We start from the raw sequence: 16,104 nt of genomic DNA on the forward strand, positions 1-16,104 counted from the left end.
CGTGCGCCCGTAGCTCAACGGATAGAGCATCTGACTACGGATCAGAAGGTTGGGGGTTCGAATCCCTCCGGGCGCGCACTGGTTGAGACAGTCACGAAACGCCCCGCACGCGCGGGGCGTTTCGTCGTCTCAGGCGCGGGTCTCGTCGATCGTGGAGTCGGTCCCGGCGGCCTCGATGACGGCTCCCGCCGCGTAGAGCGTCGCCTCGGAGGAGTCGCCGCCGATGAGCTGGAGGCCGACCGGGAGGTCGTTCGCGCCCGTGCCGGAGGGCACGCTGAGGGAGGGATGCCCCGAAAGGTCGGTCGGGCAGGTGTTGAGCACCGACGTGCCGCCGATGCGCGAGATGACCTCGACGAACGAGTGCCGCTCGGTCGACAGCTCCGTCGCGACCGTCGTCGTCGTCGGCGTCAGCAGCACCCGACCGTCGGCCGTCGCCTCGTCGAGCTGGCGCGTGAGCTCGATTCGCAAGTTCTGCGCCTTCGCGTAGTGCGCGCCGTGGTAGTGATCGCGCAGGTGCTCGGCGGCGAGGAGGTTGAGCTGCGTCAGCACCGGGACGAGGCGCGGCGACGTGCGGTATTGAGCCGAGTAGGTCGAGAGCGCCTGCGGGTCGATTCGGCCGCGATGAAAGTAGCCGGCGCCCGCAGAGTCGATCATGGCCCGCATGCTGAAGGTCAGCAGCCCGTTCTCGATCGGCCACGCCGATTGCCACAGGGGCACCGACACGTGCTCGATCGTGGCGCCGGCGTCGCGAAGCGCGTCGCAGGCGCGCTCGAAGCACTCGCGGACATCGTCGGAGCTCCACTCGACGGCCTCGTCGACCACGGCGAAGCGCAGGCCCTCGACCCCGCGTCCGATGCCCGCCTCGTAGTCGTCGACGACCGGGACGGAGCGCCGCCACTGCGGGTCGCGCCAGTCGGGGCCCACCAGGGCCTGCAGCACGCGGGCGTTGGTCGCCACGTCGCGCGTCATCGGGCCGATGTGGTCGAGGGTGTGGTCGAAATACGTGAGCCCGTACGAGGGAACGAGGCCGTGCGTGGCCTTCATGCCGACGATGCCCGACCACGACGACGGGATGCGGATGCTGCCCGCTTCGTCGGCGCCGAGCGCGAAGTCGACCGCGCCCGACGCGACGGCGGCCGCCGATCCGGTCGAGGAGCCGCCGGTCGAGTACGCGGGGTTCTTCGGATTGAGGGCGGGGCCGTAGACGCTACCCTCGCCGCCGCCCATCGCCATGTCTTCGAGGTTGGTCTTGCCGACGATCGTGGCGCCGGCGGCAAGAATGCGCTCGACGGCGACGGCGTCCTCCGTCGGCACGAGCGTCGGCTGCATGCGCGACGCGTTGGTCATCGGTACCCCGGCGACCGCGATCGAATCCTTCACGGCCGCCGTGAGACCCGCGAGCGGCCCGTCCTCGGCGCCCTCGACCCGGCACAGGCGAATGAACGCGTTGTACGGGTCTTCCTCCGCGGTCGGCGCGCGTCCGGGGTCCCGCCGCGGGAACGACACCGGCGGGGCGGCCGGCTCGGGCAGCTCGTCAAGGGTGTCGAACTCCCGCATCATGCCGGCGAGCACCGGAACGAGCTCGGCGGCCTCCTCGCGCCCGAGGTCGACGCCGCGGCGGCGCGCGTACTCCTGCAGTTCTTCGGCGTGCGGCGGGCGAACGTGGCCGTACTCCCGGTCCGGGCGCATGCGTTCCTCCTCGTCATCGTGGTCGGAACCGTCTCAATGACAGTCTGCCTGAACGACGGTGTGGAATCCCCCGGGCTCACGGCGACGCCGATGCCTCCGTCGGTTGTCATGCCGTCGTCCTGGCGGACGATTTCATGGCGTGGCCTCGCCTGACCTCGATACAGTGCTTGAAGCCGTACCCCCGCGGCGCCAGGATGCGTCGACCGGCGCGCCATCAAGCTACGGATGTTCGACCTGACGGCGCTCGGCACCGACGCGCCGATCACAATCAAGGAGCAGCATGGGCTTCATCAAGGCATTTCAAGGCGCGATCGGCGGCATGTTCGCCGACCAGTGGGTCGACTTCCTCGTCCCGCCGACGGGGCTCGCCCCAACGGCCGCCCTGTTCCCGGCCGTCGCGAAGGGCACGGATGCCGGGCGCGGTGCGAATACGAAGGGCTCCGAGCACGTCATCACGAACGGCAGCAAGATCGTCGTGCCGGAGGGCTATGCGCTGCTGACCTTCCAGGACGGCGAGCTCACGGGTCTCATCGCCGAGCCCGGAGGGTACGAGTACGCGTCGAACCACCAGCAGTCGCAGTCGGTCTTCACGGGCGGCGGTTTCATCTCGCCGACGGTGATGTCGTCGTGGGAGCGCTTCAAGTTCGGCGGCCAGCCCGCAACCCAGCAGCTCGCCTTCTACGTCAACCTCAAAGAGATCCCGAACAACCGCTTCGGCACGCAATCGGAGATCTACTGGGACGACGCCTATCTCGGCGCCCAGGTCGGTGCGATCACTCGAGGCACGTACAGCCTGCGCATCATCGACCCGGTCCTCTTCGCCAAGCAGTTCGTTCCGTACGCCTATCTCGGCACCGACGCCCGCGTGTTCGACTTCGGCGACTTCGACAACGACGCGGCGACCCAGCTGTTCAACGAGGTCGTCTCGTCGCTCGCGCCCGCCTTCTCGATTTACACGAATGACCCGAGCAAGGGCAACCGCATGGCCCGCATCCAGGGCGACTCGCTCGGCTTCGCGCAGTCGCTCTCGCATGCCGTCGAGCAGGCGTATCAGTGGGCGAGCGGGCGCGGGCTCGTGATCTCGCAGGTCGCCATCCAGGCGATCGAGTACGACGAAGACACGCGCAAGCTGCTGTCCGACGTGAAGAAGGCGGATGCGCTCTCGGGAAATCGCGGGGCGTCGTTCCTGCAGCAATCCGTCGCGCGCGGCTTCGAGTCGGCAGGGCAGAACTCGGGTGGGCAGGGCATCGCCATGATGGGCATGGGCATGAACGCCGCGGGCGGCGCCATGAACTTCCAGCAGAACCCGAACCAGCCGGCCCCCTATCAGAATCCGTTCCAGCAGGGGCAGCAGCCGCAGCAACAGGCGTCGGCTCCGCAGGGCCAGCCCCAGCAGGGCCAGCCCCAGCAGACCTCGGGCGCACCCGCGACCGTCGACGACAGCGTGAGTCAGCTCGCGAAGTTCAAGCAGATGCTCGATCAGGGGCTGATCTCGCAGGACGACTACGACGCCGCCAAGCGTCGCGCGCTCGGGCTCGACTAGTCACCGCAATTCCGAAGGACAGGCGTCACATGACCGGCCAACACCCACCCAGCCCGCCGGGAGGCCACAACCCCGTCGGCGGGCAGCGGCCAGTTGGCCCGGATGCTCCGGGAGGCGTCGGCTGGGCCGGTCACCCGGTCGCGCCGGGGCAGCAGGCGGCGCCGCCTGCCCACCCCGACCAGGCAGCGCCGCCGGCCCAGCCGGCACCCGGCAGGCTGCCGCACCCGTACGAGAGCGCCCCGCAGACCGCGCAGGGCATGATCGACGGCGTCACGAGCCAGGGACTTCCGCCCGACTACGCGCCGCCCGCGGCGCCCGGCGGGCTCGTAAACCCGCACGGCTCGACCGCAGGACCAGCCGCCCCAGCGCAGCAGGCGCCGGTCCAGCAGGCGCCGGACCAGCAGGCCGGGGCCGCGCCGACGCCGGGGGACGCCAACGGTCCGCATCCCGACCTCGAATCGGTCTTGACCGGGGGGCCGAAGCGCCGGGTCGTCGACACCTCGTCGGGCCGAAGCGACGGGCTCGAGCGATGCCCGAAGTGCGGTTCGACGGACGTCGTGCACCGCATCGACAGCAGCATGCTCATGTGCACGTTCTGCCGCAACGAGTGGAACGAGACCTCGCTCGAGGCGAAGTTCGGCTTCGATTCGCCGATCGACCAGCTGCGCGGCACGCTGCTCGGATCGGGCGCCTCCAACACGCCCGAGTCGAGCGAAGCCGTCGTGACGCTCAAGTGCGGAGCCTGCGGCGCCGAGGTCGTGGTCAACACCGCCGAGGCCCTGCAGTCGCGATGCCACTGGTGCCGCAACACGCTGTCGATCAACCAGCAATTGCCGAACGGCGCCGTACCGGACGGTGTGCTGCCGTTCTCGATCACCCGAGACGAGGCGATCAAGCGCATCGAGGAGTTCGTCAAGGCCCGCAAGTTCTTCGCGCATCCCACGTTCGTGAAGGAGTTCGCCGCGAGCGAGGTCGTCGGCGTCTACCTCCCCTACCTCACGGTCGACGCGAACGCGTCGGTCGAGCTCGAGGGCCAGGGCGAGGTGCTGATCCGCACCCGGACCGTGTCGACGGGGTCCGGGAACAACCAGTCAAGCAAGACGGTGTACGACGCCGACCTGTATCAGCTGGGACGGGCGTTCGACATCCTCGTCGACGACATTCAGCTCGAGTCGTCGCAGCAGCGCGCCGACCAGGACACCTCGCGCAACACGAACAACATCATCAACGCGATCCTTCCATTCGACGTCAAGCACGCGGTCACCTACAACGCGAACTACCTGCGGGGCTACACCTCGGAACGGCGCGACATGGATGTGCGACAGCTCATGCGCGCCGCCGACGAGCAGACCCTGTCGATCGCCCGCGCCCGCGCGAACGAGTCGACGCGCCAGTACAACCGCGGCGTGCGGTGGGAGCGGGAGTCGATCGCGGTGCATGGCACGCGCTGGCTCGCGCTCTACGTGCCCGTGTGGCTGTACAGCTACTACCAGGAGCGCAAGGACGGCCCCGGCCTGCTGCACTACGTGGCGGTCAACGGGCGAACCGGCGAGACGATGGGCAGCGTTCCCGTGCGGCAGGGCAGGCTCATCGGCATCTCGACCCTCATCGGCGGCGTCATCACGGCGGCGAGCGTCGCGGTCGTCATCGGCGCCGCGATCGGAGGGTTCCTGTGGTGATCGAACTTCTCATCGACGCGCATGCGGCGCTGGGCGGAAGCGGCCTCCTCGAGGCATCGAACAGCGACAGCGAGGGCGGCGGCATCCTCGCGATTCTGGCGCTCGGGCCGCTCGCGGGCATCGGCTTCTACACGTGGACCTACCGGCGTTACCGCAACACCGACAAGCGGCACGTCTACGAGCACGAGACGGCGAGCGAGGTGCGCAACCCGCGAACCTACGACCGCAAGCTCAAGCACATTCGCGGCACGGATCGCAAGCGCATCAAGGGCGACAACTCGAAGAAGGCGACGCAGCGGCTTGGAGCGAACACGGCCATCCACCACGATGCGTAGCGGCGGGCGCCCGCCCGCCGGTCGACGCTGGTCGGCTAGGGCGTGTCTCCTAGGTTCGTGGGGGTTCGGAGTGTGATGGTGGGCGGATGAGCCGACGAAGTGCCTACCGCGGTCGAAATGTCATCGAACGCGGCGACAGCGACGTGAAGCAATGGCGCGGCCTGGCCACCCGCTACGACAAGCTCGGCCTGACCTCGAGCGCCGGAGCCGTCCTCCGCGCCATCATCCAATGGCTCCAGCGGCTGGATCAGGCGTCGATTCCGGTGCGTGCACCACGAAGGGCTGATGGTTGAAGAAACCATTCCTCGCCTCGACCTCAATGTGCCGCCCCTCAGGGACCTCGATGCGCGACCCTGCAACTCCTAGAACACTGGCTGTGCCGCGATAGCGCGCACCGACGCCAACTTCGTGTGAGCCCACAGTGACCTCAACTTGGAACGGTCGACTCCACCTCGCCTCATGGTCGATACCGTCCAAGCGAACAACAGGGCGAGCGAACAGCCGCAAGAACCACCCGTTGACCCAATGGGTACGAGGCGTGACAGTCACCGACGAGGTCATGGCACCACCCTGCCATGCCCCCCCCGGGCGCGCGATCACACGCGGTTAGGAGACACGCCCTAGGCGCCCTGCCGGTACGCCGCGCCCTGCCGGTACGGCTCGTCCCGCCGGTACGCCGCGCCCGGATGCCAGTCGGCGAGGGCGGCATCCATTCCCAGTCGCCCACGCATGATCCCGACCGCCTCGGGGTTCTCATCGATGAGCATGAAACGCCGTCCTAGCCGGGCCGCGGCGGCGCCCGTCGTCCCCGAACCGGCGAACGCGTCGAGCACCCAGTCGCCCTCGGCGCTGCTCGCCTGCACGATGCGACGGAGCACTCCCTCGGGCTTCTGGGTCGCATAGCCCGTCTTCTCCTTGCCCGTCGGCGAGACGATCGTGTGCCACCACACATCGGTCGGCAGCTTGCCGCGGGCGACCTTTTCGGGTGTGACGAGCCCGGGAGCCATGTACGGCTCGCGGTCGACGGCCTCGGCATCGAAGAGGTACGACGAAGGATCTTTCACGTACACGAGGATGTTGTCGTGCTTCGGCGGCCACTTCTTCTTCGTTCGCCCGCCGTAGTCGTAGGCCCAGATGAGCTCGTTAAGGAAGCAGTGGCGACCGAACAGGGCGTCGAGCAAGACCTTGGCGTAGTGCACTTCCCGGTAGTCGAGGTGCAGGTAGAGCGTGCCGGTGGGGTGCAGCACCCGCCATGCCTCGGCGAGGCGGGGCTCGAGGAACGACCAGTAGTCGTCGAACGTGTCGTTGTAGCTCAGCACGCGCTCTCTGACGGTTGCGTAGGTGAGGCCCCTGAAACCGACGCGCGAACTCGTCGCGGAGGCGGCGTTCGTGACCGTCGCACGCACCTGGGTTCGACCGGTGTTGAAGGGCGGATCGAGGTAGATGAGCTGGAACGCGTCGCTCGGGAGCGCCCGGAGCACCGGGAGATTGTCGCCCTGCACGACGAGGTCGTCGCTGTCGGGGGTCCACGTGCGCGCGCTCATCCGGCCAACGGTATCGGGCCCCGGGCGGGGCGACGGACAATCCTCCTCACCCCTCCCGCGTCGACTCGGTAAGCTCGGGCAGGTGCCCCGTGGCGGACGCGGGGTTCCGAGGTGAAGGATCTGCATGCACACGTTCCCGCGCACATGGCTCGACGCCGCGCTGCGCCACCGCGCTCGCTGGGCGCGGACGGTGCTGCTGTCGGTGATCGCCGCCGCCGTCACGCTCGGCCTGCTCGCCCCGGCTGCAGCGTTCGCGACGCCCGGCGACGACTCTGGCGACGACCCGGAGGGCCGCATCTCGCTCGGGCTGCGAACCGACGGCCTGTTCACGCTCTCCGGTCACGCGTTCGACCGGTCCGATCTGGGCGCTCCCATCATCCTTGCCGTGTTCCAGGACCGTGAGTTGACGCACTCGTTCGCCGCCGACGCGCCGGCGCCCGAGCTGCGCCCCTACGGTGTCGCCGGCAAGGGCATCGACGCCGCGTTCCTGCCGAGCACGCGCCAGGCGCCCGTGCAGGTGTGCGTCGCCGGAATCAACATCGGTGCCGGTGAGAACAGCTGGCTCGGCTGTTCGATGCTGGATGCCCGGGGCACGTCGTCCGTGCCGGGGTCGACGACCGACCCGGCGAGCGAGTACGTGCTCGTGAACAAGCAGAACCCGCTGAGCCCCGTCGACCACGTGCCGGGCGACCTCGTCGACCTGGCGACCCTCGGCGTGCCGAGCGCGAACGGGCACTCGCTCCGCGAGCCCGCGGCCAACGCGATGCGCGACATGTTCGAGGCGGCCAGAGCATCCGGCATCACCCTCGACGCCACGAGCGGATACCGGAGCTACGCGACGCAGCAGTCGCTCCACGAGGACTTCGTGTCGACGCTCGGTCAATCCGGCGCCGACCTGACGTCGGCGCGCCCCGGCTACAGCGAGCACCAAACCGGCCTCGCCGTCGACCTCTCATCGGACGAGGGCTGCGTGCTCGAGCAGTGCTGGGCGTCCACGCTCGGCGGACAGTGGGTTGCGGCGAACGCCCACACGTTCGGCTTCATCGAGCGGTATCCCGAGGGCATGACGTCCGTCACCGGCTTCGAGTGGGAACCCTGGCACTACCGCTACGTGGGCGTGGAGGTCGCGACAGCCATGCACGACGCCGGGGTCACGACGTACGAGCAGTGGCTGGGAGTTCCGGCCGCCCCCGGGTACTGACGCACTGACGCGACCGTGCTGCCGCACGGTTGGCTCTGGCGGCAAGAACGGGCTGAACGGCTGTCGCCGAGGGCATGTCGCCGCTTCCCCTCCTCTCCATACCGTGGTTGCACGGGTCAACGGTGACGGGAGAGGCGCATGGATGGACAGGCGACACAGGAATCACACCGTCGCGGTTCGCGATCTGGGCGGGAGCACGACGCAGGGTCGTGGCGGGCCGCGATCGAGGCGCTCGGCACTGCCCTCGCGCCGGAGCTGATCGAGGGGACGAAGCAGCTGTGCGCGTCGGGTCTCGACGCCCAGTACCTCACCGGCGTCGAGGTGACTCGGGATGTCGCCTACGGCCCGCACCCACGCCACCGTCTCGACGTCTATCGGAGCGCGGACGGCGCGGGCGCCGCCACGGGCGTCTCCGGTGGCATCCGAACGGGTGACCCGACGGGGAGCCCCGTGCTGCTCTTCGTGCACGGCGGGGGCTTCGTCGCGGGCGACAAGAGCGGTGACGGCAGCCCCTTCGGCCCGAACATCGGCGCGTGGGCGGCGAAACACGGAATGATCGGCGTCGCGATGAACTACCGGCTCGCACCCGAGGCGAGCTGGCCGGACGGGGGAGCCGACGTCGGCGCTGCCGTCGAATGGGCCCGCGCCAACGCGTCGAGGATCGGCGCCGACCCCGAGCGCATCGTGCTCCTCGGACAATCGGCGGGGGCCATGCACGTGGCCGACAACCTCCGCCTGCAGGCCGAGGGGAGGGCGCCTCGCGTCGCCGGGGCCGTGCTCGTCTCGTGCATGTACGACGTCGGAGCCGCGAAGGACCTGCCGATGCATCGCGCGTACTGGGGCGACGACCGCTCCGCGTGGGAAACGAGAGGATCACTCGACACTGTCGTCGAAACGGACGTGCCATTGCTCCTCGCGGTCGCCGAATGGGATGACGAGCAGTTTCAGCACAGCGCTGCGGCCCTCGTGGCGTCGTGGTACGCGCGGCGCGGCACGTTCCCGCCGCTCGTCGCTCTGCCCTCGCACAACCATCTCTCGACGGTGTACGCCGTTGGCACGCCGCACGACCGACTCATGCCCCTCGTCGACGCGTTCGTCGCCGAGCGAACCCCGGCGTCGTGACACGCGACGACGGGGGAATCCGATCGAAGGCGCGCCGATGAAGGCCACCACCACACGCGGTCAGGGAGCCCGCCCGTGACGGCGTTCACCCGTGCGGCACGCAGGCAATGGTCGCTGCAGCCGGAGCGCAACATCCAGATCGCGATCGCGATCGCGATCCTGCTGCTGTTCGCGGCACCCGTCATCGCCGTCCTGATCGGCGCGTTCCGCACAAGCCCCTTCTCGGACGGAACGTGGTCGACCGAACCGTTCGTCGACGTCATGAACTCGCCGCGCACCTGGTCGACGCTGTGGAACACCGTCATCGTGACGGTCGTCAGCGTCGGCGCCGGCATCGCCCTCGCCATCTTCTTCGCGACGATGGTCACCCGCACCAACGCCCGTCTGAAGTGGCTCGTCACGGGAACGATGGCCGTCATGGTGGCCGTGCCGCCGCTGTTCTACGCTCTGGCCTGGTCGATGCTCGGGAACGAGTCGGTCGGGTTGATCAATGTCTGGCTTCGCGGCATCACCACGGGGTTCGAAGACGGCTACCAGTGGGGAACCGGGCCCTTCGACGTCGAATCGTGGGCCGGCCTGCTCCTCGTGTCGACCCTGCGCAACACCGCGTTCATGTACTTGATCCTCGTCGGCCCGTTCTCGACGCTGGATCGTGCGCTTGAAGAGGCATCGCGGGTCTCGGGTGCGAGCGCCGTGAGAACCTTCTTCGGCACGCAGCTGCCGCTGTTGGCGCCGACGATCGCCGCGGTGCTGATCGTGTCGACGGTCGTGTCACTCGAGGCGTTCGACGTGCCCGTCGTCCTGGGAGTGCCGGCCGACATCTACGTGCTGCCGACCGAGGTGTTTCGCTACCTGAACGACGCGGCTCGTCCCGCGTACGGCCACGCAAGCGCCGTGTCGATCATCCTGCTCGGCATCCTGCTCGTGCTGGTGTGGCTCGAGCGCCGCGTGCGGGGCCGCCGCTCGTTCACGACGGTCTCGGGCAAGGGAGCGCGCCACAGCGTGTGGTCGCTCGGCCCGTGGCGGCTGCCGGTCGCCGTGGCCACCGTGCTCTACGCGGTCGTGGCGCTCGGCCTGCCGTTGCTGCAACTCGTGCTCGTCGCGATGTCACCGTATTTCGGTGCGACGACGGGATTCACCGTCGACACCCTCGTGCGGCTGGCGACCGACCGGGGTACCGTGCGCACCTTTCTCGTCACGGCACTTCTCGCCGGTTGCGCGGCCGCCGTCGCGATCGTCGCCGCCGCCATCATCCTGTGGGCAGCGCGCCTCCGTCGGGGCGCGCTCACGGCATTCCTCGACGTGAGCCCGCTGCTGCCCATGATCGTCCCCGGCCTGCTGCTCGCACTCGGCATCATCACGATCGTGCTGCTCAGCCCGGTGAGCGGCCTGTACGGCTCGGGCCTGCTCCTCATGATCGCCCTCTTCATCGCCGCCGTGCCGCTCGCGAGCCGATCGATCTCCGGCGCCGTGGCGCAAATCCCGAGCGAGCTCGAAGATGCCGCGCGCGTCTCCGGCGCCTCCCGCCCACGGACGCTGTTCGCCGTCGTCTTCCGGCTCCTCCTGCCGAGTGCGCTCAACGGCTGGCTGCTCTGCTTCGTCGTCATGTCGGGCTCGTTGGCCATCCCGATGCTGCTGGGACAGCGCAACCAGCCCATGCTCGCGATCTCGGTCTACGACGACTATCAAGCCGGCAACTTCACCGTCGCGGCCGCGAAGTTCGTGATCTTCACGGTCGAGATCCTCGTGATCGCCGCCGTCATCGACGTGATCAAACGGATGCTGCGGTCAGGCGGTGACAAGCGCGGGCCATCGCGCCCGGTCCCGCCCGCGGGCACGAGCGGCCGCGGCCCCGCCGCCACCCAGACCGAGACCCTTGCCACCCTGCGTGCTCGCCAGGATCCCCCTGTGCCCGCCACTGTCCGCGCAGCCGAGTCAACCCCCGATCGCAACGTCGCGACGAACACCTAGGAGAACGAATGAACAGGTCAATCCTTCGCAGACCAGTTGTCGGCGGCGTCGCCGCGGCGACGGCGTTCCTGCTCGTCATGACGGGATGCGCGTCGGCAGACGCTCCCGCGACGGGCGGCGACGGCAACGGTGTCATCGACGCCGAAAGCGCCCAGATCTCGCCCGAGGCCGCCGCCCATATGAACGAGTTGTACGCGGCGGCCGTCGAGAACGGCGAGACCGAGCTCAACGTCATCTCGGGCCTCCCGGATGACATGCAGCCGGTCTTCGACGCGTTCGAGGCGACGTTCCCGGAGATCTCGATCACCGTGACCTCGTTGATCGGCGCACCGCTGATCGCGCAGCTGCAGACCGAACGCGAGTCGGGTCAGCACACGACCGACGTCTTGCACAACCCGAACGGGCACCTGTACACCGAGTTCGCCGAGCCCTACGAGGTGCAGAGCATCGCGGTGCCGGAGTCGCTCGAGGGCAGCGCTGACGAGCTCGTGGATCCGGACGGCTATGCGACCTCCCCGTTCGTGGGATTCTTCGGCCTCGGCGTCTTCCTGCCCCGCGCCGAGCAGTCCGGCGTGACTCCGACGGCCTGGGCGGATTTCGCGGATCCGGAGTACGCGGGCCTCGTCGGCACCGGCGACCCGACGCTGCCGGGACCGTCACAGGATGCACCCGTCTACCTCATGCTGAACGAATCGCTGGCTGAGGACGACGTCGAGGCGATCGCTGGCAACGCGGTCGTGAAGGGCACGTATGGCGATGCCGTTGCCGGGCTCATGCAGGGGGAGTTCCCGTACATGTTCGCGGCGCCGGTCTCGGCCATCATCACCGCGGCCGACCAGGGGGCACCGGTCGAGTTCCGGCTCATGGACGACGGCAACTACGTCGTGACGCACAAGCACCTGCTGATGGACCAGGCCCCGAACCCGAATGCGGGCAAGCTCTACCTCGAGTTCCTCAACACGTTCGGCGCCCAGGAGGCGGCGGCGTCCCGGGGGTTCACCCCGCTCAACGAGTCGGCGAGCGCGGACTACGTCGCCGAGATGCCGTGGACGTCGCTCCAAGAGGCGAATCTCACCGAGATCGTGCCGGCTGCCGTGATCGATGAGCAGCGGCCGGGTCTCGTGGAGTGGTTCGAGACGATCTACACCGCGTGACCCGCAGCGGACACCAGGAGCAGCACCGATGAAATCCCTTGAGATCGAAGGCCTGTCGAAACGGTACACGCGCGACGCGCTCGCGGTCGACGACCTGACCCTGTCGCTCGGCGAAGGGAAGTTCACGACCCTGCTCGGGCCCTCGGGATGCGGCAAGACGACGACGCTGCGGTGTCTCGCCGGACTCGAGGTGCCCGACGAGGGCACCATCCGATACGGCGACGAGACGTTCGTCGATGTGCGCGCAGGGACATTCGCGCCGCCGAACAAGCGCAAGCTCGGCATGGTGTTCCAGAGCTATGCGCTCTGGCCGAATCGCACGGTGCTCGGGAACGTCACGTACCCGCTTCGACTGCGACACGTTCGGCCGTCCGAGGCGCGGCGCCGAGCGCTCGACGGCCTGGCCGCGGTCGGGCTCGACGGGTACGGCGACCGGTACCCGCATGAGCTCTCCGGCGGGCAGCAGCAGCGCGTCGCGCTCGCCCGGGGTCTCGTGTCGGCATCCGGTCTCCTGCTCTTCGACGAACCGCTGTCGAATCTGGACGCGAAGCTGCGGCTGTCGATGCGGGAAGAGATCCGGCGCCTGCACGACGAGTACGGGTACAGCAGTGTGTACGTCACCCACGATCAGGAGGAAGCACTCGCGATCTCGGACAATGTGGTCGTCATGGACCGGGGTCGGGTGCAGCAGGCGGGCGCGCCGCACGAGATCTTCGCGCGGCCCGCGACGACGTGGGTCGCCGGATTCGTCGGGTTCGACAACATCCACGACATCGGCGACGTCTCACCGGGTGAGGGCCGGCTCGCGATTGCCACGGGCGGCACCGTGTCGATTCCCGCGGGGATGAACGAGTTCGTGCCGGGTCGGAGCATCGCCTTCCGCGGCGACGAGGTCGAGCTGGCCGACGCCACTCATGGAGAGGACCGCCTGCGGATGCGCGGAACCGTCGTGACGTCGAGCTATCTCGGCGACGCGTACCGGCTCGGCGTCGAAATCGCGCCAGGGACGCGGATGATCGCCAGCATCCGGGACGCTTCCCGGATGCAGGTGCCGGAGAAGTACCTCGGCGAGACGCTTGAGCTGAGCGTGCCGATGTCGAGCGTGCTGCAGCTCGGCGGCGGGCCGACGAACGCGACGACGACGCAGAAGGGAAGCGAATGACCAACGACGTGGAAGACCGTGGACGAGCCACGGGACCATGGGCCGGCGCCGACGGTGCGATGCTCGACGTGGTGCTGAGCGACCTCGCGGGCATTGTCGGCGAGGCGAACGTGCATCGCGACGATGCGCTCGCAACGGAGTTCCGCGACCCGTACGACGTGCCCGACTGGGACGCGCATTGGCCATCGGCGGTCGTGCAACCCGCCGACGTCGATGAGGTGCAGGCGATCGTCCGTGTCGCGAACCGTTCCGGGGTGCCCCTGTGGGTCAACAGCCAGGGAAAGAACAACGGCTACGGGGGAGGGGCGCCGCGCGTCCGCGGCTCGATCGTCGTCAACCTGCGACGTCTCGATCGCATCCTGGAGATCGACGAAGAGCTCGGCTATGCGGTGGTCGAGCCCGGTGTCTCGTTCTACGACCTGCTCGACGAGCTCGACCGACGCGGCGGCGAGTGGTGGGCGTCGACGCCCGACCTCGGTTGGGGCAGCGTGATCGGCAACAGCGTCGACCACGGGGTCGGGTATACCGAGTTCGGCGATCACGCCACCACGCTGCACGGCATGGAGGTCGTGCTGCCGGACGGTGAGCTCGTGCGGACGGGCATGTGGGCGTCGTCGCGAAGCCGGGCGGCCCACGTGCACCCCCGCGGTTTCGGGCCCGACATCGCCGGCCTGTTCCGGCAGTCGAACCTCGGCATCGTGACCAAGGTCGGGGTCCGGCTCATCCCGAAGCCCGAAACCTACGCCCCGCTGCGCTACAAAGTGTTCGAGAAGGACGGTCTCGGCGGGCTCGTCGACGCGACGCGTGCGCTGCAGTACGAGGGCACCATCCGGAACATCCCCGTCATCGGCGGCGTGCTCGGCACTGCGGCGATGCGCGGGCCCCGCGCCCACTGGTTCGACGGGCCGATCACCGACGAGGCGTACATGCGAACGATGCGCGAGTTCGGGTCGGGCTGGTGGAACATGCGCGCCGCGCTCTTCGGCCCCGATGAGATCGTGCGGTCGCAGCTCGGGCGAATCGAGCGCCACTTGACGAACGCGCTGCCGGGCGGGGAGTTCTCGGCGACCCCCGTGTCGGGTGACGACGTCAACGAGCACACGTTGCCGCTGCACCCCGACCGGGTGCAGGCGGGACGACCGAGCCAGTCGCTCCTCAAAGCGATCGAGTGGTGGGGCCCCGACGGCGGGCATCTCGAGGTCGCGGCGGTCGGCCGGTACAGCGGTGCCGAGGTTGTGCGGTGCGGCGCGATCCTGCGCGAAGAGATGGAGGCCGCCGGGTTCGACTTCTGGCCCAGCATCACGTTCTATCCGCGGTCGTTCATCTACCTCGGCGTCATCATCTTCGACCGCGCGAATACGGCACAGGTGCAGGCCGCGTACGACCTCTACGACCGCTTGATCCGGCGGCTCGGCGACGAGGGCTTTCCGCTCTACCGGGGTCACGTGCGTGGCATGGACTCGATCGCCGAGCAGTACGACTGGAACGACCACGCCTACCGACGGCTCGTCGAGCGGGTGAAGGGTGCGCTCGACCCGAACGGCGTGCTCGCGTCCGGGAAGCAGGGGATCTGGCCACCACGACCGGCAGGCGTCAGCGCGCGTCCATGACGACGACCGGCTTGATCGTCGCGCCCGACCGCATGTCTGCAAAGGCGCGGTCGATGCGGTGGAGCGGATACTCGGTCACCAGCCGGTCGACGGGCAGCACGCCGCGCTCATAGGCCGAGACGAGGGTTTCGAGGAACAGCGTCGCCGTTGCGTCGCCGCCCATGATTCCCTGCAACCTGGCGCCCTTCGCGAGCATCGGCCCGAGTTCGAGCGCCAGCGTCGCCCCGGTGCCGGCGACGAACCCGCAGACGCCGCCCGTATCGAGTGCGTTCGCAGCGGCCGAGATGAGGGCGGGCACGCCCGTTGTGTCGAACGCGTGCGTGATCCCGCGAGGGGCCAGGTCCAGGAGCGCGCCCGTCAGGTCGACCCCGGTCCGCGACTCCACCGCGTGCGTGGCGCCGAGTGACGTGGCGAGTTCGAGTCGCTCGACGTGCCGGTCGACGGCGATCACCGTGCGCACGCCGGTCATCCGCGCAGCCATGATCGCCGCCATGCCGACGGTTCCCACGCCGATCACCGCAAGCGTCGCGTCCGGGGACGGTCGCAGCGTGTTGAGCACCGCGCCGGCGCCGGTGCTCGCCCCGCACGGCAGCGCCGCCAGATGGGCGAGATTGAGCGCAGGGTCGACCCGCAGCACGCTCGTCGCCGAGACGAGGGCGTACTCGGCGAATGACGACTGACCGAAGAACCCTGCCCGGACGGGTGCGCCGGCGAGCGTCGCCTTCGTCGAGCCGTCGAGCCGCGTGCCGCCGAACACGAGGGTGCCGCCTCGCTCGCAGTAGGTCGTGCGGCCACGCAGGCACTGCCGGCATGCGCCGCAGTACCCCGGCGACAGCACGACATGGTCGCCGGGCGAGACGGTCTCGACGGCGTTGCCAACCTCGACGACCACCCCTGCGCCCTCGTGGCCGAGCACGACCGGGGTCGGAACGGGCAGGCGGCCGTCGGCGGCCGAGAGATCGGTGTGGCACACCCCGGTTGCGACGATACGGACGAGCACTTCGTCCTCGCGCGGCTCCTCGAGGTCGATCGTCGCGATCTCCACGCCCTGGCTTTGCCCGGTCGCGATGGCAGCTTTCACGTCCACGCGGCAT

Annotated in this window: 13 protein-coding genes and 1 tRNA gene; 11 read left to right on the forward strand and 3 right to left on the reverse strand. The window is 69.0% G+C overall.

The genetic code is table 11. The annotated features are described in order from the left end of the window. Nucleotides 1-3: 3 nt before the first annotated feature. A tRNA-Arg gene (locus F8O04_RS01405) sits at nucleotides 4-76 on the forward strand. A 53-nt stretch (nucleotides 77-129) separates the two neighbouring features. Here F8O04_RS01405 and F8O04_RS01410 read toward each other — a convergent pair. Further along, on the reverse strand, nucleotides 130-1,689 hold the full coding sequence (locus F8O04_RS01410) for an amidase family protein (protein ID WP_158027530.1): 1,560 nt from the start codon (nucleotides 1,687-1,689) through the stop codon (nucleotides 130-132). Nucleotides 1,690-1,969: 280 nt separating this feature from the next. Here F8O04_RS01410 and F8O04_RS01415 point away from each other — a divergent pair, with 280 nt between their 5' ends. The 4 genes from F8O04_RS01415 to F8O04_RS15260 all read left to right on the forward strand — a co-directional run bounded on the left by F8O04_RS01415 (nucleotide 1,970) and on the right by F8O04_RS15260 (nucleotide 5,539). Further along, nucleotides 1,970-3,232, forward strand: a complete 1,263-nt coding sequence (locus F8O04_RS01415) for an SPFH domain-containing protein (RefSeq protein WP_158027531.1) — start codon at nucleotides 1,970-1,972, stop codon at nucleotides 3,230-3,232. A 29-nt stretch (nucleotides 3,233-3,261) separates the two neighbouring features. After that, a complete protein-coding gene (locus F8O04_RS01420) occupies nucleotides 3,262-4,911 on the forward strand; it encodes a TFIIB-type zinc ribbon-containing protein (protein WP_225734803.1) in 1,650 nt (549 codons plus the stop codon). After that, on the forward strand, nucleotides 4,908-5,246 hold the full coding sequence (locus tag F8O04_RS01425; protein ID WP_158027532.1) for a growth/differentiation factor: 339 nt from the start codon (nucleotides 4,908-4,910) through the stop codon (nucleotides 5,244-5,246). Before F8O04_RS01420 ends, F8O04_RS01425 begins: the two co-directional genes overlap by 4 nt. An 86-nt stretch (nucleotides 5,247-5,332) precedes the next feature. After that, nucleotides 5,333-5,539, forward strand: a complete 207-nt coding sequence (locus F8O04_RS15260; protein WP_373285868.1) for a hypothetical protein — start codon at nucleotides 5,333-5,335, stop codon at nucleotides 5,537-5,539. Between the two features lie 327 nt (nucleotides 5,540-5,866). On the opposite strand, the gene F8O04_RS01435 is transcribed toward F8O04_RS15260, so the two are convergent. Then, on the reverse strand, nucleotides 5,867-6,790 hold the full coding sequence (locus F8O04_RS01435; protein WP_158027533.1) for a DNA-methyltransferase: 924 nt from the start codon (nucleotides 6,788-6,790) through the stop codon (nucleotides 5,867-5,869). A gap of 124 nt (nucleotides 6,791-6,914) precedes the next feature. Between F8O04_RS01435 and F8O04_RS01440 the strand changes: the two genes are divergently transcribed. The 6 genes from F8O04_RS01440 to F8O04_RS01465 all read left to right on the forward strand — a co-directional run bounded on the left by F8O04_RS01440 (nucleotide 6,915) and on the right by F8O04_RS01465 (nucleotide 15,010). Further along, on the forward strand, nucleotides 6,915-7,991 hold the full coding sequence (locus tag F8O04_RS01440; protein WP_158027534.1) for a M15 family metallopeptidase: 1,077 nt from the start codon (nucleotides 6,915-6,917) through the stop codon (nucleotides 7,989-7,991). A 138-nt stretch (nucleotides 7,992-8,129) separates the two neighbouring features. Further along, entirely contained in the window at nucleotides 8,130-9,113 is a 984-nt protein-coding gene (locus F8O04_RS01445; RefSeq protein WP_158027535.1) for an alpha/beta hydrolase, read from the forward strand. A gap of 75 nt (nucleotides 9,114-9,188) precedes the next feature. Continuing rightward, on the forward strand, nucleotides 9,189-11,084 hold the full coding sequence (locus tag F8O04_RS01450; RefSeq protein WP_158027536.1) for an ABC transporter permease: 1,896 nt from the start codon (nucleotides 9,189-9,191) through the stop codon (nucleotides 11,082-11,084). A gap of 8 nt (nucleotides 11,085-11,092) precedes the next feature. After that, a complete protein-coding gene (locus F8O04_RS01455; protein WP_158027537.1) occupies nucleotides 11,093-12,238 on the forward strand; it encodes a substrate-binding domain-containing protein in 1,146 nt (381 codons plus the stop codon). A 28-nt stretch (nucleotides 12,239-12,266) separates the two neighbouring features. Beyond that, nucleotides 12,267-13,400, forward strand: coding sequence for an ABC transporter ATP-binding protein (locus F8O04_RS01460; RefSeq protein WP_188726343.1), 1,134 nt, complete (start codon nucleotides 12,267-12,269; stop codon nucleotides 13,398-13,400). Then, nucleotides 13,397-15,010, forward strand: a complete 1,614-nt coding sequence (locus F8O04_RS01465; RefSeq protein WP_158027539.1) for an FAD-binding oxidoreductase — start codon at nucleotides 13,397-13,399, stop codon at nucleotides 15,008-15,010. Before F8O04_RS01460 ends, F8O04_RS01465 begins: the two co-directional genes overlap by 4 nt. Here the strand turns inward: F8O04_RS01465 and F8O04_RS01470 are convergent. Continuing rightward, entirely contained in the window at nucleotides 14,994-16,097 is a 1,104-nt protein-coding gene (locus F8O04_RS01470) for an NAD(P)-dependent alcohol dehydrogenase (RefSeq protein WP_158027540.1), read from the reverse strand. The two genes, F8O04_RS01465 and F8O04_RS01470, sit on opposite strands and share 17 nt — an antisense overlap. Between the last annotated feature and the right edge of the window lie 7 nt (nucleotides 16,098-16,104).

Source organism: Pseudoclavibacter endophyticus (assembly GCF_008831085.1).
Classification (GTDB): domain Bacteria; phylum Actinomycetota; class Actinomycetes; order Actinomycetales; family Microbacteriaceae; genus Pseudoclavibacter; species Pseudoclavibacter endophyticus.